This is a genomic window from Pseudomonas fluorescens, assembly GCF_041354075.1.
GTDB classification, from domain to species: domain Bacteria; phylum Pseudomonadota; class Gammaproteobacteria; order Pseudomonadales; family Pseudomonadaceae; genus Aquipseudomonas; species Aquipseudomonas fluorescens_CE.
Genome location: NZ_JARZGC010000009.1, coordinates 145,485 through 164,409, shown reverse-complemented (window position 1 = coordinate 164,409; position 18,925 = coordinate 145,485). Strand labels below are relative to the sequence as shown.

The following is an 18,925-nucleotide window of genomic DNA, read 5'->3' as shown; positions in this document are numbered from 1 at the left end:
TAGACCATGAGCCTGCCTTCGCTTGCCGAACTTCCCGGCATTCTCCTGCCGTTTGTCACCCGTGGCGAGCAGTCGTTCCGTGCGGCGGTCGAGGCGCTCGGCGATGATCATGACCTCACTGGCTGGGCAGCGGAACGCTGGGCACAATTTGCCCGCGTCACCGCCGCCAGTGACTTCGTCATTGAACAGAGCATTCGTGACCCTTTGATGTTGCTGGCGCTGGAGCAGTGCGGTGAGCTGGACCGCCCCTATGCCCCCGGCGAGTTGTGTGCCCAGATCGCGGCGGCGGTCAATGCCGCGCAAACCGAAGACGAGCTCGGTCGCGCCCTGCGGCGCCAGCGAACCCGGCATCAGGTGCGGATCATCTGGCGCGACCTGACCCGCCAGGCTGACCTGGTCCAGACCTGCCGCGACCTCTCGGACATGGCCGATGCCTGTATCGATCAGGCGTACCAATGGCTGTACGCGCGGCACTGCGAGCAATTCGGCGTGCCCACCGGCCGGCGCAGTGGCGAGCCGCAGCAAATGGTCATTCTCGGCATGGGCAAGCTGGGCGCGGTCGAGTTGAACCTGTCATCGGACATCGACCTGATCTTCGCCTACCCCGAGGGCGGCGAAACCGTCGGGGTGAAGCGCTCACTGGACAATCAGGAATTTTTCATCCGCCTTGGCCAGCGCCTGATCAAGGCGCTGGACCCGATGACCGTCGACGGTTTTGTGTTCCGGGTCGACATGCGCCTGCGGCCTTACGGTTCGTCGGGCGCTCTGGTGCTCAGCTTCAATGCGCTGGAGCAGTATTACCAGGATCAGGGCCGCGACTGGGAACGCTACGCGATGATCAAATCGCGGGTGGTGGCGGGTGATCAGGTGAGCGGCGCGCAATTGCAGGAAATGCTGCGTCCGTTCGTGTACCGGCGTTATCTGGACTTTTCCGCCATCGAAGCGCTGCGCACCATGAAGCAGCTGATCCAGCAGGAAGTGCGGCGCAAGGGCATGGCCGACAACATCAAGCTCGGCTCCGGCGGTATCCGTGAAGTGGAGTTCATCGCCCAGGCGTTTCAGTTGATCCACGGCGGTCGCGACCTGAGCCTGCAGCAACGCCCTCTATTAAAGGTGCTGGGTACGCTGGAGGGGCAGGGTTACCTGCCGCCGGCAGTGGTCAGCGAGCTGCGTGAAGGTTACGAATTCCTGCGTTATACCGAGCATGCGATCCAGGCGATTGCCGACCGTCAGACCCAGATGCTGCCGGACGGTTCGCAGGATCAGGCGCGTATTGCCTTCATGCTGGGGTTCGATGACTGGGCGGCGTTTCATGAGCGGCTGATGCACTGGCGCGGCCGCGTCGCCTGGCACTTCGCCCAGGTGATTGCCGATCCCGATGAAGAAGCCGGCGCCGAAAGCGAAGTGGTGGTCGGCGGTGAATGGCTGCCGTTGTGGGAGGAAGCGCAGGATGAAGAAGCCGCCTGCCGCCAGTTGCAGGAGGGTGGTTTCAGCGACGCCGGCAAGGCTCTGAAGGCGTTGGCCGGTCTGCGCAGCAGCCCGCAATTGAGGGCCATGCAGCGTCTGGGGCGTGAGCGCCTGGACGCCTTCATTCCGCGACTGCTGGCGCAGGCGGTGGAGCACAGCAATCCCGACCTGGTGCTCGAACGGGTGCTGCCACTGGTGGAGGCCGTGGCTCGGCGTTCCGCGTATCTGGTGCTGCTGACCGAAAACCCCGGCGCACTGCGACGTCTGCTGACCCTGTGTGCGGCGAGCCCTTGGATCGCCGAGCAGATCACGCGTTTTCCATTGTTGCTGGATGAGTTGCTCAACGAAGGGCGACTGTTCAAGCCGCCGTTGGCGCCGGAGCTCGCCGCCGAACTGCGCGAGCGCCTGACGCGGATCCCCGAGGACGACCTCGAGCAGCAGATGGAGGCCTTGCGCCATTTCAAGCTGGCTCACCGCTTGCGCGTGGCCGCGTCGGAAATCGCCGGCCACCTGCCGTTGATGAAGGTCAGCGATTACCTGACCTGGCTGGCCGAAGCGATTCTCGAACAAGTGCTGGCCCTGGCCTGGCGCCAGACGGTGGCCAAGTACGGCACACCGTTACGCAACGACGGAACCCTGTGCGACCCGGGCTTCATCATTGTCGGTTACGGGAAAGTCGGCGGCCTGGAATTGGGGCATGGTTCCGACCTGGACCTGGTGTTCATTCACGACGGCGATCCGCAGGCCGAGACTGACGGCCCGAAATCCATCGATGGCGCGCAGTTCTTCACCCGGCTGGGGCAGCGGATCATTCATTTGCTCACGGCCCAGACCAACTCCGGCCAGTTGTATGAAGTGGACATGCGCCTGCGGCCCTCCGGAGCGTCGGGGTTGCTGGTCAGTTCGCTGGGGGCGTTTGCCCGCTATCAGGAAAATGAAGCCTGGACCTGGGAGCATCAGGCCCTGGTGCGGGCGCGGGTGCTGGTGGGCAGCCAGAACGTCGGCCAGGCGTTCGAGCAGGTCAGGGCGGCTATCCTGGGCAAGGCGCGGGACCTTGCGACCCTGCGCCAGGAGGTCAGCGAGATGCGCGCCAAGATGCGCGACAACCTTGGCAGCAAGAGCACCGCGGCCGGTACTGCGGCGAATGCCTTCGAGGCCACGGCGCCGTTCGATCTCAAGCAGGACGCCGGAGGTATCGTCGATATTGAATTTATGGTGCAATACGCCGCCCTGGCGTGGTCCGAGACCCACCCGCCATTGCTGCGCTGGACGGACAATATCCGCATTCTGGAAGAGCTGGAACACGAAGGGCTGATGCCCGTCGAAGATGCCAGCCTGCTGCGCGAGGCCTATAAAGCCTACCGCTCCGCCGCGCACCGGCAGGCCTTGCAGAAGGATCCGGGGGTGATACCCGGTAACCAGTTCGAGGACGAACGGCGCCAGGTGATGCGGATCTGGCGTGAACTGGGGCTAAGCTGAAGGGCTTGCCCCAAGCCACTGTAGGAGCGAGCTTGCTCGCGATAGCGGAGTGTCAGGCGCCATGAGTGTCGAATCCGGCGGCTTCATCGCGAGCAAGCTCGCTCCTACAGTTGCCATGCAGTGTTTTGTAGAATTCTCGAGGCGGGGAGGCGTAGGCCTCCCCGGTTCGTTTTTGGAAGCCACATGAAAATTCTGATCGTTGGACCCAGTTGGGTCGGTGACATGGTGATGGCGCAGACACTGTTTCAGTGCCTCAAGCAGCGTCACCCGCAATGCGAGATCGACGTCCTGGCACCCGAGTGGAGCCGGCCGATTCTCGAGCGCATGCCCGAAGTCCGCCAGGCCTTGAGCTTCCCGCTCGGCCACGGTGTCCTGGAGCTGGCGACCCGCCGGCGCATCGGCAAGTCCCTGTCCGGTCAGTACGACCAGGCGATCCTGCTGCCCAACTCCCTGAAATCGGCCCTGGTGCCGTTTTTTGCCGGCATTCCCAAGCGCACCGGCTGGCGCGGCGAGTTCCGCTACGGCCTGCTCAATGACGTGCGCACCCTGGACAAGGACCGTTACCCGCTGATGATCGAGCGCTTCATGGCCCTGGCCTACGAGCCCGGCCTTGAATTGCCCAAACCGTATCCGCGACCGACCTTGCAGATCGATCCGGTCACCCGCGAAGCGGCGCTGGCCAAGTTCGGCCTGAGCCTCGACCGCCCGGTGTTGGCGCTGTGCCCCGGCGCCGAGTTTGGCGAGTCCAAGCGTTGGCCGTCCGAGCATTACGCCAAGGTGGCCGAAACGAAGATTCGCGAAGGCTGGCAAGTCTGGCTGTTTGGTTCGAAAAACGATCATTCGGTAGGCGAAGACATCCGCGCCCGGCTGATTCCCGGCTTGCGCGAGGAGTCGGTGAACCTCAGCGGCGGGACGTCCCTGGCCGAGGCAATCGATCTGCTGTCCTGCGCGGACTCGGTAGTGTCCAACGACTCCGGCCTGATGCACGTTGCGGCCGCGCTGAACCGGCCACTGGTGGCGGTCTACGGTTCGACGTCGCCGGGTTTCACTCCGCCGCTGGCCGAGCAGGTCGAGATCGTGCGCCTGGGCATCGAATGCAGCCCGTGCTTTGATCGCACGTGCCGTTTCGGTCATTACAACTGCCTGCGCCAACTGATGCCGCAAGCGGTCAACGAAGCCTTGCAGCGGTTGCAGGGCTCTGCGGTCGAGGTCCACTAGTTTGCGGGTTCTGTTGATCAAGACTTCTTCGCTGGGCGACGTGATCCATGCGTTGCCGGCGCTGACCGACGCGGCCCGGGCCATTCCGGGCATCAGGTTCGACTGGGTGGTGGAAGAGGGTTTCGCCGAGATCCCGACCTGGCATCCCGCTGTGGATAAAGTCATTCCCGTGGCGATCCGCCGCTGGCGCAAGAATCTCTGGCAGACCTTCAAGAGTGGCGAGTGGAAGCGCTTCAAGCACAGCGTTCGCGCCACGAAGTACGACCTGGTGATCGACGCACAGGGCCTGCTGAAAAGCGCCTGGCTGACCCGCTACGTCAAGGCGCCCGTGGCCGGCCTGGATAAAAATTCGGCACGGGAACCGATCGCGGCGCGGTTCTACGACCGACGCCTGGCGGTTGCCCGTGGCCAGCACGCGGTTGAGCGCGTGCGTCAGTTGTTCGCCATTGCGCTGGGCTATGACTTGCCCAAAGGCCTGGGGGACTACGGCCTGAATGTCGAACGCCTGGTGGAGTTGCCGCGCAAGAATCCGTACGTGCTGTTCCTGCACGGCACCACCTGGGATACCAAGCATTGGCCGGAAGCCTATTGGCGTGAGCTGGCCGAGCGCGTCGGCTACCTCGGTGTCGGGGTGAAGCTGGCGTGGGGCAACCCGGCGGAGAAAGCCCGGGCCGAGCGCATCGCGCGGGACATGCGCCACGTCGAAGTGCTGCCCAAGCTGAACCTGGCCGGGGTCGGCAAGGTGCTGGCCGGCGCGCAAGCCTGTGTGGCGGTGGACACCGGCCTCGGCCACCTCGCCGCCGCGCTCGACGTGCCGACGCTCTCGCTGTTCGGCCCAACCAACCCGGGTCTGACCGGCGCCTACGGCAAGGTGCAGATCCACATTGCCAGCGATTTTCCCTGCGCGCCGTGCCTGCAAAAGAAATGCACCTACCAGCCGACGGCGGAAGATGCCCGCCGGTTCGACCTCAAGCGCGAGTGGCCGTTGTGCTTCACGCGGCTCAACCCCGAGCGTGTCGTGACCCAGTTGAGCACGTTGTTACTGGCCGAGGAGCTGCGCTGATGCAATTGGCATTTGTCCTGTACAAGTACTTTCCTTTCGGCGGCCTGCAGCGCGACTTCATGCGCATCGCCCTGGAGTGTCAGCAGCGGGGTCACCAGATCCGTGTCTATACGCTGATCTGGGAAGGCGATATTCCCCCGGGCTTCGAAGTGTTGGTGGCGCCGGTCAAGGCGTTCTTCAACCATCGGCGCAACGAAAAACTCAGTGAGTGGATGGAGGCCGATCTGGCCCGGCGTCCGGTGGACCGTCTGATCGGCTTCAACAAGATGCCCGGCCTGGACGTCTACTACGCCGCCGACGGCTGCTTCGAGGACAAGGCGCAGAACCTGCGCAACTCGCTGTACCGGCGCTGGGGTCGCTACCGGCACTTCGCCGAATACGAGCGTGCGGTGTTCGCCAAGGATGCCAAAACCGAAGTGCTGATGATTTCCGAGGTCCAGCAACCGCTGTTCATCAAGCATTACGACACGCCGCCGGAACGGTTTCATCTGCTGCCGCCGGGGATCTCCCAGGACCGCCGCGCCCCGCCGAACGCCGCCGAGATCCGTGCCGATTTTCGTCGCGAGTTCAACCTCAAGGACGATGACCTGCTGCTGGTGCAGATCGGTTCCGGTTTCAAGACCAAGGGCGTGGATCGCAGCCTCAAGGCGCTGGCTGCGCTGCCCGCTGATCTTAAGAGGCGCACGCGGCTGTTTGTAATTGGCCAGGATGACCCCAAATTGTTCCAGATGCAGAGTGCCACGCTTGGGTTGGGCGATAACGTGACGTTCCTCAAGGGGCGCAGCGATATTCCGCGTTTCCTGCTTGGCGCCGACCTGCTGATCCACCCGGCCTATAACGAAAACACCGGCACCGTGCTGCTTGAAGCCCTGGTGGCCGGTTTGCCGGTGCTGGTCAGCGCGGTCTGTGGTTATGCCCATTACATCGCCGAGGCCGATGCCGGCCTGGTGCTGGATGACCCTTTCGACCAGGCGCAACTGACGAAATACCTGACCGACATGTTGAACGATGCAGATGCACGAGCGGCCTGGCGCCGCAACGGTCTGGCCTTCGCTGAAACAGCCGATCTCTACAGCATGCCGCAACACGCGGCCGATGTGATTCTGGCGGAGCACGCTTAATGAAGTTGATGCTGGCTGAACCGTTCAAGAGCCTGTGGGCCGGACGTGACCCGTTCACCGAGGTCGAAGGGCTGCAGGGCGAGGTGTACCGCGAGCTCGAAGCGCGACGCACATTGCGCACCGAAGTGGACGGCAACGGGTTTTTCGTGAAAATCCACCGGGGCATCGGCTGGGGCGAGATCTTCAAGAACCTGCTGACGGCCAAGCTGCCGGTGCTCGGCGCCGGCCAGGAGTGGCGGGCCATCCAGCGCCTGCAGGAAGTCGGCGTACCGACCATGACCGCCGTGGCATACGGTGAGCGGGGCAGTAATCCGGCGGATCAGCACTCGTTCATTGTCACCGAAGAGCTGGCGCCGACCATCAGCCTTGAAGATTTCAGCATCGACTGGATCAAGCAGCCGCCGCAGCCAAGGCTCAAGCGCGCGCTGATCGCCGAGGTTGCGCGCATGACCGGTATGATGCATCGCGCCGGGGTCAACCACCGCGACTGCTACATCTGTCACTTCCTGCTGCACACCGACAAGCCGGTGACCGCTGACGACTTCAAACTGTCGGTCATCGACCTGCACCGCGCCCAGACCCGTCCGGTGATCACCCGGCGCTGGCGCAACAAGGATCTGGCGGCGCTGTACTTCTCCGCCCTGGAAATCGGCCTGACCCGGCGCGACAAATTGCGTTTCCTCAAGGGCTATTTCCAGCAGCCGCTGCGCCGGATCCTGGCTGAAGAAGCGGCGCTGCTGGCCTGGCTCGACGGCAAGGCGAACAAACTCTACGACCGTAAACAGCGATACGGGGATGCGCTCTGATGTCGGGCTGGAACCTGGAACCCGCTTACCGCGACCTGGCCGAGGATTTCGGCAGTCTCGAAGCGGTCTTCGCCCTCAAGGGCGAGCAGTTGACCCGGGACCCGTTGTCCGAGGTCGTGCGTGTCCAGCGCAACGGCGTCAACTATTACGTCAAGCGCTACGTGGGGGCTGGCAAGGGCCTGCGCCGTTACCTGGGCAAGCCTCGGGTGAAAATGGAGTGGCAAAACCTCAAGCGTTTCGCCAAGTGGGGCATTCCTACCGCAGAAGTCGTGGCCTGGGGGCTGGAGCGGCGCGGTGCGGCCTACGATCGCGGCGCGATGATCACCCTGGAACTGCCGCACACCGAAGACCTGAATGCCTTGGCCGAACGCAAGGATTCGAAACTGAAGGATCGCGCCTGGGTTGATCGCATCAGCCGTCAGCTGGCCGCTTACACCCGGATCATGCACGACAACCGCTTTACCCATAACGACCTGAAGTGGCGCAACCTGCTGGTGGATGACCAAGATCGATTGTTCCTCATCGACTGCCCCAATGGGGATTTCTGGCGCGGCTTCTGGCTCAAATACCGGATCTCCAAGGACCTGGCGTGTCTGGACAAGGTTGCCAAGTATCATCTTTCGGCCACCCAGCGCCTGCGCTTCTATCTGCAGTATCGCCAGCGCACGCGACTCAATGAGGCCGATAAAAAGCGCATCCGGCACGTGGTGAGATTTTTCGAGGGACGCGAATGACTGATTTTCTGGCCGCTGAAGACCGTGCGCTCCTGGAGCGTCATGGTCTGGGCACTTTCGATGCGCTGTGGGCCAAGCAGCTTGAGGCGGTGGATGAACCCAACACCGCACGCGGTGGCTGGAGCAGTGTGTTTCGCCTGGATCTCGAAGGTCACGGCTTTTACCTCAAGCGCCAAAGCAATTATCAGATGCACACATTGCACGCACCGTTTGGCGAACCCAGCTTTGCCCGGGAATTTCGCAATATCAGCCGTTACGAAAAGCTCGGCATTCCGGCGCTGAAGGCCGCGTTTTTCGGTGAGCGCAAGGTCGATGGCGATGTTCGGGCCGTGCTCCTGACCCGTGCGCTGGACGGCTGGGATGACCTGGACTCGCTGTTGCAGCGCTGGTCCGACCTGAGCCCGGTGCAGCACTCGGCCATCCTCAAGGCCTGCGGGCAGCTCGCTCGGCGGCTGCACGCTGCACGCCAGGTTCACGGCTGCTTCTACCCCAAGCACATTTTTCTCCAGGCCACGGGCGACGGGTACAGCGCCCAACTGATCGACCTGGAGAAAACCCGGCCGTTGCTGTTCGGCCAGCGTGACCGGGTCAAGGACCTCGAACCGTTGACGCGGCGGGCGCGGGAATGGAATGAAGCGCAATTGCGCGAGTTGCTGGCCGCCTACCTGGATCAGCCGCAGGACAGCTCGCTGATCGACAGCTGGCTGACCCGCCTTACTGCGCGGCGCAGCTACAAGAGGGCGGGCTGATGCGTTTGTCTGAATTGAAAGCGGCCGGTCGCCAGCCGCACCTGCCGCTGAGCCTGACGCTGGCGGATGCCGCCGGGCCGGCCGAATTGCAGCTGCTGAGCCTGTTGCGGGTGTTGCCGGGCCAGCGTTACGTCGGTGCCGGGGTCTGGCGTGGTCGCCCGGTGCTGGCCAAGTTGTTGGTAGGCAGCAAGGCGGCCCGGCATTTTCAGCGTGAGCGCGACGGTGTGCGTCTGCTCGCCGCCCAGGGCCTGACCACGCCACAGTTGCTGGCCGAAGGCCTGAAGGATGGCGAGGGCGGCTGGTTGCTGTTCGATTTCCTCGAGGGCGCGCACAGTCTGGGGGACGCCTGGCAGCAGGTCGAGCACCTGCCGGTGCTGGCGGACGAGCAGACGGCGGTGTTGGCTGAAGCGCTGGGCGCCATCGGCCAGATGCACCGCAAAGGGCTGTGGCAGGAAGACCTGCATCTGGACAATCTGCTGCGTCAAGGCGGTCGGTTGTACCTGATCGATGGGGCCGGGATCTGCAGTGAAGTCCCAGGCCAGCCGCTGTCGCGACAAAAAGTCCTGGAAAACCTCGGGGTGTTTTTCGCCCAGTTGCCCAAGTCGCTGGAGCCCTTCACCGAAGAATTGCTGGTGTATTACCTGCTGAGCAACGGCGAACATGCCTTGCCAATGGAGGCCTTGCAGAAGCAGATCGACAAGGTGCGCAGTTGGCGGCTCAAGGACTTCCTGATCAAGGTCGGGCGTGAGTGCACCTTGTTCAGCGTGCAGCGCGGGGCATTCTGGCTGCGCGCGATCCGCCGCGAGGAAGAGTCGGCCATGTTGCCGGTGCTGGAGCAGGCCGATGCGCTGCTCGATCAGGGCCACTTGTACAAGACGGGCGGTGCGGCCAGTGTCGGCAAAGTCGAGGCGGCCGGCCGCACGCTGGTGATCAAACGCTACAACATCAAGAATTTTGCTCACTGGCTCAAACGCTTCTGGCGCCCGAGCCGGGCCTGGCACTCCTGGCGCGAAGGCAATCGCCTGGCGTTCCTCGGCATTGCCACGCCCAAACCCCTGGCGGTCCTGGAGAAGCGCTTCCTCTGGCTGCGCAGCCGGGCCTACCTGGTGACCGAGCACCTGCCGGGGCCGGACATCATCGAACGCTTCGCGCCCTACGTAGAAAGCGGCGACGCCCCCGAGGCGGAACTGGTGGCGCTGGATCACCTGTTTGCCGAGCTGATTCGCGAGCGCATCAGCCACGGCGACTTCAAGGGTCACAACCTGTTCTGGCAGGAAGATCGCTGGGCGCTGATCGATCTCGATGCCATGTGCCAGCACGGCTCAGCTAGCAGCTTCGCCCCGGCCTACGCGCGAGACCGGGCGCGGTTCATGCGCAACTGGCCCGAGCAGAGTGCGCTGTATCAGGTGATTGATCAGCGGTTGCCCAGGGATATCTCCAGCGTCCACTGAAACCGCTTCGCGAGCAGGCCCGCGATAGCGTCGGTGAAGCCGCCACTATCGCGGGTCGTTGGTGAAAAGTCCTACGCCATCTGCCGACTTCATGAACTGTGCCGCCCATCGACGCAATGCTAGCTTGCCTGACGTTCATGGAGGGCAAGCTTTGATCACTAGAATGGCGGTTGTACTGGGCGCGAGCGTGGTGCTGTCGGGGTGCGGGACCAGCCTCACGGTGCTGCAGAATGAAGAAGATGCCGTGCGCGGCCTCAGGAAGCAAAAGACCTATTGTCAGTCCATCCCGCGCGTCTACAGCGGTCTTGCCCATGACTTCTGCGTGTTGAATGCGCCACCCAGCCCGGGCGGCTACCTCGCCTCGTTCGTCGTGGCGGACCTGGCCCTTTCGGGCGTCTTCGACACGCTCGTCCTGCCTTACACGATTTACCGGCAGGCGACTGATGGCAGCATGGCGATCTACTGGCGGACCAGCCCGCGATGACGCCGGACAATCCAGGCCTGGAAGGGCGTCAATACGCCACTGACAACCCGGAGGGTCATTCCTGCCATCTTTACGCTATAATCCCGCCCTTTAGCTGTCTCTCGCCCCTTGCGAGGGCACATCCATTTGAGGCGCGTTGCGCCTGCACGCAGACTTGAGAGGCTAGACCCTGTGGCATTGACGATTCTGGGCCTGTCCGGCGCCCTTAGCCATGATCCTTCCGCAGCCTTGTACATCGACGGCAAGCTGGTCGCGGCGGCTGAAGAAGAGCGCTTCGTACGCGATAAACATGCAAAGAACCGCATGCCCTATGAATCGGCGAAGTTCTGCCTGGAACAGGCCGGGATCAAGCCATCCGACGTTGATGTGGTGGCGATTCCGTTCGCACCGATCAGCCTGTTCGGCAAGGCGCGCTGGCACTACGCCAAGCGTTACTGGTACGCCCCGGATCGCGCCCTTGACGCGATCCTGATGGGCAACCGGCGTTACAAGCGCTATCGCAACAAGATCGTCTGGTGCCTGGAGCAACTGGGCTTCGACGCGAAGAAGATCAAGATCGAACCGGTCGAGCACCACCTGGCTCACGCTTCCAGCGCCTATCACTGCTCCGGCTTCAAGGAGAAGACCGCGATCCTGGGGATCGACGGAAAGGGCGAGTACGCCACGACCTTCTTCGGCTACGGCGAAAACGGCAAGATCCACAAGATCAAGGAATTCTTCGATCCGGACTCCCTCGGCGGCCTGTACGGCGCGATCACCGAGTTCCTCGGTTTCGAGATGCTCGACGGCGAGTTCAAGGTCATGGGCATGGCGCCGTACGGCGACGCCAGCAAGTACGATTTCTCGCGCCTGGCCTCGTTCGAAAATGGCGAGCTGGTGATCAACACCGACTACGCCAACGTCATCGGCCTGCGCCGCTATAAAGAGAAGGGCAAGGGTTTCTACTTCTCGCCGAAGCTGATCGAGTGGCTGGGGCCCAAGCGCGAAGGCGACATTGCCGACGAGCCTTACATCCATTACGCGGCGAGCATGCAGGCGCTGTTCGAAAAGATCGCGCTGCAGATGATCGACTACTACCTGGGCGACGTGCTCAAGGAAACCGGCAAGCTGGCCTTCGCCGGCGGCTGTGCGTTGAACGTCAAGCTGAACCAGAAAATCATTGCCCGCAATGACGTCAAGGAACTGTTCGTCCAGCCTGCCTCTGGCGACGCCGGTACCGCAGTCGGTGCAGCGGCCTACGTGTCTCACGCCCGTGGCGTGCCGGTCGAGAAGATGGAACACGTCTACCTCGGCCCGTCGTACAGCAACGAAGACGTGATTGCCGCCTGTGCCCGTCATGCCGACAAGCCGAAATGGCGCAAGCTCGACAACATGCCGGAGCAGATCGCCAAGATCATGGTCGACGGCAACCCGGTGGCCTGGTTCCAGGGGCGCATGGAGTTCGGTCCGCGTGCCTTGGGTGGACGTTCCATCATCGGCTGCCCGAGCGTGGCGGGCGTGGCGGATCGTATCAACCACCAGATCAAGTTCCGTGAGCGCTGGAGGCCGTTCTGCCCGTCGATGCTCGACACGGTGGCGCCGCAGATGATCAAGGTCGATCACCCTGCGCCGTTCATGACCTTCACCTTCGAAGTGGCCGAAGAGTGGAAGACCCGCGTGCCGGAAGTCGTCCACGAAGACGGCACTTCCCGGGCCCAGGTGCTCAAGCGTGAATACAACCCGCGCTACTACGACATGATGAAGGCGCTCGAAGTCCTGACCGGCAACGGCGTGTCGCTGAACACCTCGCTCAACCGTCGTGGCGAACCGATGATCTGCTCGCCGACGGATGCCCTGAACATGTTCTTTGGTTCCGACCTACAGTATCTGATCATGGAAGACATTCTCGTGGTCAAAGAGGGTGCGGACGCCTATGACACGCTCGGCTGAACGCCATGTGCTGCAGTTCTGCCATGGGTATGACGGTCCGTTCCTGGACTGCGCCCGGCAGTACGCCAGCCTGTTTGCGGGGACCGGTTATCGCGTGACCACGGTGTTTCTGACCGGGGTTGCCGATGCACGGGTCGCCGCGAGTTGCGCGTCGGACGAAGTGTTGTTCATGGAATACAGCTCCAGGGCCATTCGTGGCCTGAAGCTGGGCGCCATCAGTGATCTGCGCAAGATCGCCGCGTCGCGCAACTTCAGCTTTTGCATCGCTCACCGGTTCAAGCCGATCTACATTGCCTTGCTGGGCACCTCGTTGCCGGTGATTGGCGTTCATCACGCCTTTGGTGATTACGACCGTGTCGGTCGCCGATTCTTCGCCAACCTGTTCCGCAAGCGCCTGAGCCTGCTGGGGGTTTCCGACGCCGTGCGCGACGACATCCGTCGTGGCCTGCCGAAATGGCCGCAGACACGGATCCAGACGCTCTACAACCGTGTCGACGTTCAAAACCTGCAGGACGATCACGCGTCCGTTCGCGAGGCTCGGGAAACCCTGGGCCTGTCGATGGATGCGTGGGTAATCGGCAACGTCGGCCGCCTGCACCCGGACAAGGACCAGACCACGTTGTTGCATGGCTTTGCAGCGGCATTGCCGGGTTTGCCGGCCAACAGCCAGTTGGTGATTCTCGGGATCGGCCGGCTGGAGCAGGACCTCAAGGCCATGGCCCGCGAGTTGGGGATTGGCGACCGCGTGCTGTTCCTCGGACAGGTGCCTGAGGCGCGCCGTTTTTTTCGCGCCTTTGACGTGTTTGCCCTGACCTCCGATCACGAACCGTTCGGCATGGTATTGCTCGAAGCCATGGCGGCGGGCGTGCCGCTGCTGGCGACCGCCTGCGGAGGCGCGAAGGAAGTGGTCGAAGGGGTCGGCATTCTGTTTCCCCTGGGCGATACCGAGCGTCTGGCCCAAGGGCTGCAGCACCTCGCCGCGATGGATGACCAGCAGCGCCGCCAGTGCGCCGAGCTGATGCTGGAGCGTCTGCGTGAGCGTTTCTCCGACCGCGCCGTGCGCGATGCTTTCTGGCATTTGCCCACCGTCACCGAACTGGCGGCGAGGGCTTGATGCTCAACCGATTTCAAGGATGGCGCGAACGTGGCTGGGCAGTGATCGACGCCTCGACCTATGACCAGGCCTGGCAACGCCATGGCGGCAGTGTCGCCACGCATCCCCTGGTGGTCGAGCGCCTCGCGCACCTGGCCGGCATCCCGGTGCGTTACCTGGCCTGGGCGCCGAATGGCGATGTGCAGGCGGCGATTGCGACCTGGGGTAGGGACCTTGCGTTGTCCAAGGACGTGCTCAAGCGCCACGGCAAGAAGGGGTTGTTCGACCTCGGCAATGCCGAAATCATCCTGCCCGCGGCGGTTGATAGCCAAGCCCCCCTGCGCCACCGCGCCCGGTATCTTTCTGCATTGAATGAAGGCCGTTTCAGCGGCATCAAACTGCAGGCGGAACAACTGGCGATGGCCCGCACGCCCGAAGAACTCTCGAAAAAATTTCGCTACAACCAGCGCCGCGAACTGCGCCTGCTGGAAGAGGCCGGGGGCGTCGTGCGGCCGGTCAGCGAGTTTTCCAGTGCCGAGCTGGCTGCGATCTATTGCGACCTGTTTCAGCGCCGTTGGGGTTTCCCGGCCACCGGGGCCGAGCGCATGGCCGAGGTGATCGAGCTGTTGCGCGATCTGCTGATCGGCTCGGTGATCTTTCTCAATGATGCCCCGATTGCCATTCAACTGGTGTATCGCGTCGAAGCGCCGCAGTGGATCAGTGTCGAGTACATCAATGGTGGCGTCGACCCTCAAACCCGTGAATTCAGCCCCGGCAGCGTGTTGAGCTTTCTCAATACCCAGAGCGCCTGGGAGCATGCACGGGCGCTGGACAAGCCGCTGCGCTTTTCCTTTGGTCGCGCCGACCGTGAATACAAGGACCGCTGGTGTAATCCTGTGCCGGTCTACACCGTATGAGCCCACCCATGAGTCGTAAGCAACAGCTGCTCAAGCGTCACAGACGCAACAAGCGTATCGGCCTGTTGATCGCCCTGGTCCTGCTGGTTGCCATCGGCGTGCTGGTGGCCTGGTGGTTGCCTTTGGTGCTGGCGGTGCTGGGCTGGATCGCCCACGAAGCCTGGTTCGCCGATCATCTGTTTTATTCGCCCAAGGACGATTACGCCTACAGCTTCCCGCCCTATACCCCACAGCCCAGGGTCCACCTGGACGGTGAGCGGCTGCGCCTGGACGACGGCGTCATGCTGGTGGATGACGCCACGCTGATACTCGCCTTGCGGATCAAGAGCACCTGGCTTGGCCGCTTTTTCGACCCGGCAGTCGAATTGTCCGGAGGGGAGCATCCCGACTGGCAGACGTTCGAGCGTGGCGCCAACGGCCTGCGTTATCTCAATCTGAGTGGTCAGGCGCAGGTGCTGTCGCGCGGTGAGTTGCGACTGCGCGGGCGTTTTTGCCGGGTGTTTGGCGAGCCCATACTCTGGGCGTTCGAACAGCCGGATTTCCGTCGTCAGCGGGTGATGGTGATCGCTCCCCATGCCGACGACGCCGAGCTGGCAGCCTACGGTTTGTACAGCCAGGCCGACGAAGCCTGGATCGTGACACTCACCGCCGGCGAGATCGAAGCGCAGCACTATCAGCAGATGGGTCTGAGCGAGCCTGAAGCTGCACGACTGAAGGGTCGGCTGCGGGCATGGGACAGCATTGCCGTGCCGCGCTGGGCCGGCGTTCCCGAGGATCATTGCGTGCAGTTGGGCTATTTCTGCCTGCAACTGGCCGCGATGCAGGCCGCGCCGTCCCGACCGGTGGGGTCCCGTGAAGCGCAGATGGACGACACCCGGCTGTTCCGGCAGTTGAATCCCTTTGCCCTGCCGGGCGACGCCGATGGCGCACCGACCTGGAACAACCTGTTGGCCGATTTGCGCGAGCTGCTGATGCGGGCCCGTCCGGAAGTCATCGTGTTGCCGCATCCGACCCTCGACCCGCATCCTGACCACCTGTGTGCGCAGCAAGCAGTCCTCGAAGCGCTGCGTGGTCTGGAGTGGCAGCCGACCACGTTGCTCGGGTACGCCAACCACCTGCACGACAATGACCGCTGGCCCATGGGTGATACCGGCCATGGCATCGCTTTGCCGCCAGCGTTCGATTCAGCTGTGTCGATGCACCCTTATTGCCTGCCGGTACCCTTGCCACTTCAACGTGATAAAGCCATGGCGCTGGGCATGATGCACGACCTGCAACCGCGCATGCCATTCAAGCGTCGACTGCGACGGTTGATGCAGTGGCTCTTGGCCAGTAGAGTGCCGCCCACCTATGGAGAGAACGAGTTCTTTCGCAAAGCGGTCCGGCGCCAGGAGCTGTTCTGGCTATTGAAGCCAGGTGAGCCTTCCGGGCCGCAGAACTGAACCGCAACATGGCCTGACGAGGCGGTGTTCCCAGCATTTACAGTGAGCTTTCCGTGATCAATCCACGTCCCCGTATTTTGTTCCTGATGCCTTATTTTGGCAGTTGGCCTTTCTGGATGCCGTTTTTCCTTGAGAGTTGCCGTCGCAATCCCGACATCGACTGGCTGATGTTCAGTGACTGCGGGGTTCCAGAAAACCTGCCGCCCAACGTCACCATCGAGTGCATGACGTTCGGCGATTACTGTGGAATCGTGTCCGAGCGTTTGGGCATCGACTTTGCGCCGACCCAGGCTTACAAACTGTGCGATATCCGGCCAGCATTCGGGCTGATCCATGCCGATCGCCTGGAAGGCTACGATTTCTGGGGCTTCGGCGATATCGACCTGGTGTATGGCGATCTGCGCAGTTACTTCACGGCGGATCGGCTGGCTTCTTATGACCTGTACTCGACCCATGAGCGGCGAGTGGCGGGGCATCTTTGCCTGATCCGCAATACCGAGCGCAAGCGTCAGTTGTTCAGGCGGATCAAGGATTGGGAAGCACGGTTCACCGACCAGAAGCACCACGCACTCGATGAGGGCGCCTTCAGCCGGATCTTCCTCTGGCGCAAGAACTTCCCCGACCCTTTGTTCAAGCTGGTGGGCAAGTTCAACCCGTGGCGCCGACGCAGCGAATTCACGGAGGCCTTCAGTACGCCGGGTGGCTGCATCAAGTGGCACGACGGGACGGACAACTTCCCGCACCAGTGGTACTGGCGCGATGGCAAGGTCAGCAATGATCGCGATGGCGATCGTCAGTTTCCGTATTTCCATTTTGTCTGCTGGAAGCGCAACGAGTGGTCGCAGATGCCGTCACCCGATCCCGCAGAGATCAAGCGCCTGGCTGCCGAGCCGGCCTGGAACATCGATGCGACGGGCTTTCACCGGGGCGCGTTATGAGCCGATTGTCGAAAGTGCTGCAGTTGCAGCCTGACTACAACGTCAAGGCCCATGACTTTGCCGACCTGGCGGAGCAGATCGTCAAGGCGTTGCCCAGTGATCGCTATGAAGTGACCGCAGCGTTCCTGCGCGGCAAACCCGGGCCGGGAGAGGCTGTGAGCCGGGCTGCGCGCTCGGTGTATTTCGAGTTCTCCGACAAGTCGCTCAAGGGCATGCGTCTGCGGGCGATGTGGCGGCTGTATCAGTTCTGTCGCAAAGAAAAGTTCGACGTGGTGATCTGCAACCGCTTCAAGCCCGTGAACATGATGCTGGCCCTCAATCGCTGGTTGAAAGTGCCGCTGTGCATCGGCATTTCCCACGGTTTCGGCGAGTACGACCGGTTCTACCGGCGGCGCCAGACCCAACGCCTGATCGACCGTCACTGGCGTTTCGTCGGGGTGTCGCCGGCGGTCAAGCAGTACCTGCTGGACTGCGATTGCGGTTTCACCGACCAGAACACCTGGGCCATTACCAATGCGATCGACATCGAGCAGGCCGAAAGCCTGCAGCACAGTCGCGAGCGCGCCCGGGAATTGCTTGGCATCGATCCGACGGTGCGCCTGGTTGGCGCGCTGGGTCGATTGGTACCGGTCAAGGGGCACACCTACCTGTTGCAGGCGTTCGCCACCCTCAAGGACAAGTACCCCAACACCCAATTGGCGATTATCGGTGCGGGTCGCGAAGAGTCGCGCCTGGCGGCCGACATCGAGCGTCTGGGGCTGATCGGACGCGCACATTTGCTGGGGTTCAAGGAGAACGCCCTGCAGTACGTACGCGCCTTCGACATCTGGACCATGCCATCACTGGCCGAAGGCCTCGGGCTGGCGTTGCTGGAAGGCATGAGCGGTCACCTGCCGGTGATCGCTTCGAATGTTCCGGCGATGTTGCCGCTGATTCAGGGCGCAGGCGGTCTGGCGATCACGCCCAAGGACGTGCCAAGCCTGGTCGCGGCGTTGGACGAGTACCTCGGGCTGTCGGATGACGACCTCAAGGCCAAGGGTGAAGAGGCGTATCGTTATCTTCAGGCGCAACACGACATCGAAGTGTTCCGCCAGGAATACCTGGATCTGATCGACTCTGGCCTGAGCCAGGCCCGCAAGGAGCAACAATGAGCGACGCCCAACCCCTCGTCACGGTCATCATCGCGTCGTATAACCACGGTCGCTACATCGAGGAGAGCATCCTCAGTGTCCTCAACCAGACCTACCCGAACATTGAATTGCTGGTGGTCGACGATGGCTCCAGCGATGACAGTGTCGAGCGGATCACCGCCCTGCAGGCGCAGCATGGCTTCGATTTTCGCGTCCAGCAGAATCAGGGGCTGACCAACACCCTGAACGGCGCCATCGCCCGTTCGAAGGGTAGCCTGATCGCACCTTTCGGTTCCGATGACATCATGCTGCCCGAGCGCATTGCCGTGCAGGTGGCGCACATGGAAGGCAAGCCGGAGGTCGGCATCTGCGCCGGCAATATCGAGCTGATGGACGCTGACGGCATCCCGTACCCGGAGTCGCGCCAGCGACGCGATGTGCCATTTCGCCGTCTGGATTTCGACGACATGTTCCTCGAGCGCAAGCCTTACCCGCCGGCTCCGACCCTGATGATCCGTCGCGAGGCGCTGGACAAGGTGGGCGGCTTCGATCCGACGATTCGCCTGGAGGATCTGCTCATCGAGTTGAAAGTGACCCATGCCGGTTACTTCATCGATGGCTTGAACGTGTTGATGGCGCGCTACCGCAAGCACGCCACCAACTCTTACAAGAACCACCGTTTCATGATCGATAACATCCTGCGCACCTACGCCCTGTTCAGCGATCATCCGATGTACGAGTTCGTGCGCTATCGGTTTCTCAGTTCGATGTTCCTGAAAACCGCCAATCGCGACCGCCAACTGGCGCGCGAGCTGCTGGCGCAGATTCCGTTCAAGGCGTGGAACAAGAAGACCTGGCGCGGGTTGGGGCGCTTGTACTTTTCACCGTTGGAAAAAGACTGAAC

General features: G+C 62.5%; 16 protein-coding genes. All 16 read left to right on the top strand.

Translation table 11 applies throughout. The features are described 5' to 3' along the window. Positions 1-6: 6 nt before the first annotated feature. On the top strand, positions 7-2,946 hold the full coding sequence (glnE, locus tag QIW53_RS14405; protein ID WP_371050273.1) for a bifunctional [glutamate--ammonia ligase]-adenylyl-L-tyrosine phosphorylase/[glutamate--ammonia-ligase] adenylyltransferase: 2,940 nt from the start codon (positions 7-9) through the stop codon (positions 2,944-2,946). A 183-nt stretch (positions 2,947-3,129) separates the two neighbouring features. Continuing rightward, positions 3,130-4,164, top strand: a complete 1,035-nt coding sequence (gene waaF, locus QIW53_RS14400; protein WP_371050272.1) for a lipopolysaccharide heptosyltransferase II — start codon at positions 3,130-3,132, stop codon at positions 4,162-4,164. 1 nt (position 4,165) lies between these two features. Further along, positions 4,166-5,227 (top strand): lipopolysaccharide heptosyltransferase I, encoded by a 1,062-nt coding sequence (waaC, locus tag QIW53_RS14395; RefSeq protein ID WP_371050271.1) that lies wholly within the window; start codon positions 4,166-4,168, stop codon positions 5,225-5,227. Further along, on the top strand, positions 5,227-6,348 hold the full coding sequence (locus QIW53_RS14390) for a glycosyltransferase family 4 protein (protein ID WP_371050270.1): 1,122 nt from the start codon (positions 5,227-5,229) through the stop codon (positions 6,346-6,348). Before waaC ends, QIW53_RS14390 begins: the two co-directional genes overlap by 1 nt. Further along, positions 6,348-7,154, top strand: coding sequence for a lipopolysaccharide core heptose(I) kinase RfaP (gene rfaP / locus QIW53_RS14385; protein WP_371050269.1), 807 nt, complete (start codon positions 6,348-6,350; stop codon positions 7,152-7,154). Before QIW53_RS14390 ends, rfaP begins: the two co-directional genes overlap by 1 nt. Continuing rightward, complete coding sequence (locus tag QIW53_RS14380; protein ID WP_371050268.1) at positions 7,154-7,888, top strand: lipopolysaccharide kinase InaA family protein; 735 nt, start codon at positions 7,154-7,156, stop codon at positions 7,886-7,888. Before rfaP ends, QIW53_RS14380 begins: the two co-directional genes overlap by 1 nt. After that, positions 7,885-8,637, top strand: coding sequence for a lipopolysaccharide kinase InaA family protein (locus tag QIW53_RS14375; RefSeq protein WP_371050267.1), 753 nt, complete (start codon positions 7,885-7,887; stop codon positions 8,635-8,637). Before QIW53_RS14380 ends, QIW53_RS14375 begins: the two co-directional genes overlap by 4 nt. Next, positions 8,637-10,088, top strand: a complete 1,452-nt coding sequence (locus tag QIW53_RS14370; RefSeq protein ID WP_371050266.1) for a lipopolysaccharide kinase InaA family protein — start codon at positions 8,637-8,639, stop codon at positions 10,086-10,088. The genes QIW53_RS14375 and QIW53_RS14370 overlap by 1 nt, the downstream gene beginning before the upstream one ends. A 163-nt stretch (positions 10,089-10,251) precedes the next feature. After that, a complete protein-coding gene (locus QIW53_RS14365) occupies positions 10,252-10,572 on the top strand; it encodes a YceK/YidQ family lipoprotein (protein ID WP_371050349.1) in 321 nt (106 codons plus the stop codon). A gap of 171 nt (positions 10,573-10,743) precedes the next feature. Further along, positions 10,744-12,501, top strand: coding sequence for a carbamoyltransferase family protein (locus QIW53_RS14360; RefSeq protein ID WP_371050265.1), 1,758 nt, complete (start codon positions 10,744-10,746; stop codon positions 12,499-12,501). Continuing rightward, entirely contained in the window at positions 12,485-13,615 is a 1,131-nt protein-coding gene (locus tag QIW53_RS14355) for a glycosyltransferase (protein ID WP_371050264.1), read from the top strand. Before QIW53_RS14360 ends, QIW53_RS14355 begins: the two co-directional genes overlap by 17 nt. Beyond that, positions 13,615-14,511, top strand: coding sequence for an antimicrobial resistance protein Mig-14 (locus QIW53_RS14350; RefSeq protein ID WP_371050263.1), 897 nt, complete (start codon positions 13,615-13,617; stop codon positions 14,509-14,511). The genes QIW53_RS14355 and QIW53_RS14350 overlap by 1 nt, the downstream gene beginning before the upstream one ends. A gap of 8 nt (positions 14,512-14,519) precedes the next feature. Further along, positions 14,520-15,953: a PIG-L deacetylase family protein gene (locus QIW53_RS14345; RefSeq protein WP_371050261.1), complete on the top strand. Its 1,434-nt coding sequence runs from the start codon at positions 14,520-14,522 to the stop codon at positions 15,951-15,953. A 53-nt stretch (positions 15,954-16,006) separates the two neighbouring features. Then, entirely contained in the window at positions 16,007-16,891 is an 885-nt protein-coding gene (locus QIW53_RS14340; RefSeq protein WP_371050260.1) for a DUF6625 family protein, read from the top strand. Further along, a complete protein-coding gene (locus QIW53_RS14335) occupies positions 16,888-18,042 on the top strand; it encodes a glycosyltransferase family 4 protein (protein ID WP_371050259.1) in 1,155 nt (384 codons plus the stop codon). Before QIW53_RS14340 ends, QIW53_RS14335 begins: the two co-directional genes overlap by 4 nt. Next, positions 18,039-18,923 (top strand): glycosyltransferase, encoded by an 885-nt coding sequence (locus QIW53_RS14330; protein ID WP_371050258.1) that lies wholly within the window; start codon positions 18,039-18,041, stop codon positions 18,921-18,923. Before QIW53_RS14335 ends, QIW53_RS14330 begins: the two co-directional genes overlap by 4 nt. Positions 18,924-18,925: the final 2 nt, after the last annotated feature.

Coding starts and splice junctions, on each gene's coding strand:
- QIW53_RS14390 (WP_371050270.1), top strand. CDS start 5,227: ATGCAATTGGCATTTGTCCTGTACAAGTACTTTCCTTTCGGCGGCCTG.
- rfaP (WP_371050269.1), top strand. CDS start 6,348: ATGAAGTTGATGCTGGCTGAACCGTTCAAGAGCCTGTGGGCCGGACGT.
- QIW53_RS14370 (WP_371050266.1), top strand. CDS start 8,637: ATGCGTTTGTCTGAATTGAAAGCGGCCGGTCGCCAGCCGCACCTGCCG.
- QIW53_RS14355 (WP_371050264.1), top strand. CDS start 12,485: ATGACACGCTCGGCTGAACGCCATGTGCTGCAGTTCTGCCATGGGTAT.
- QIW53_RS14330 (WP_371050258.1), top strand. CDS start 18,039: ATGAGCGACGCCCAACCCCTCGTCACGGTCATCATCGCGTCGTATAAC.
- waaF (WP_371050272.1), top strand. CDS start 3,130: ATGAAAATTCTGATCGTTGGACCCAGTTGGGTCGGTGACATGGTGATG.
- QIW53_RS14380 (WP_371050268.1), top strand. CDS start 7,154: ATGTCGGGCTGGAACCTGGAACCCGCTTACCGCGACCTGGCCGAGGAT.
- QIW53_RS14365 (WP_371050349.1), top strand. CDS start 10,252: ATGGCGGTTGTACTGGGCGCGAGCGTGGTGCTGTCGGGGTGCGGGACC.
- QIW53_RS14375 (WP_371050267.1), top strand. CDS start 7,885: ATGACTGATTTTCTGGCCGCTGAAGACCGTGCGCTCCTGGAGCGTCAT.
- QIW53_RS14335 (WP_371050259.1), top strand. CDS start 16,888: ATGAGCCGATTGTCGAAAGTGCTGCAGTTGCAGCCTGACTACAACGTC.
- QIW53_RS14350 (WP_371050263.1), top strand. CDS start 13,615: ATGCTCAACCGATTTCAAGGATGGCGCGAACGTGGCTGGGCAGTGATC.
- QIW53_RS14345 (WP_371050261.1), top strand. CDS start 14,520: ATGAGTCGTAAGCAACAGCTGCTCAAGCGTCACAGACGCAACAAGCGT.
- glnE (WP_371050273.1), top strand. CDS start 7: ATGAGCCTGCCTTCGCTTGCCGAACTTCCCGGCATTCTCCTGCCGTTT.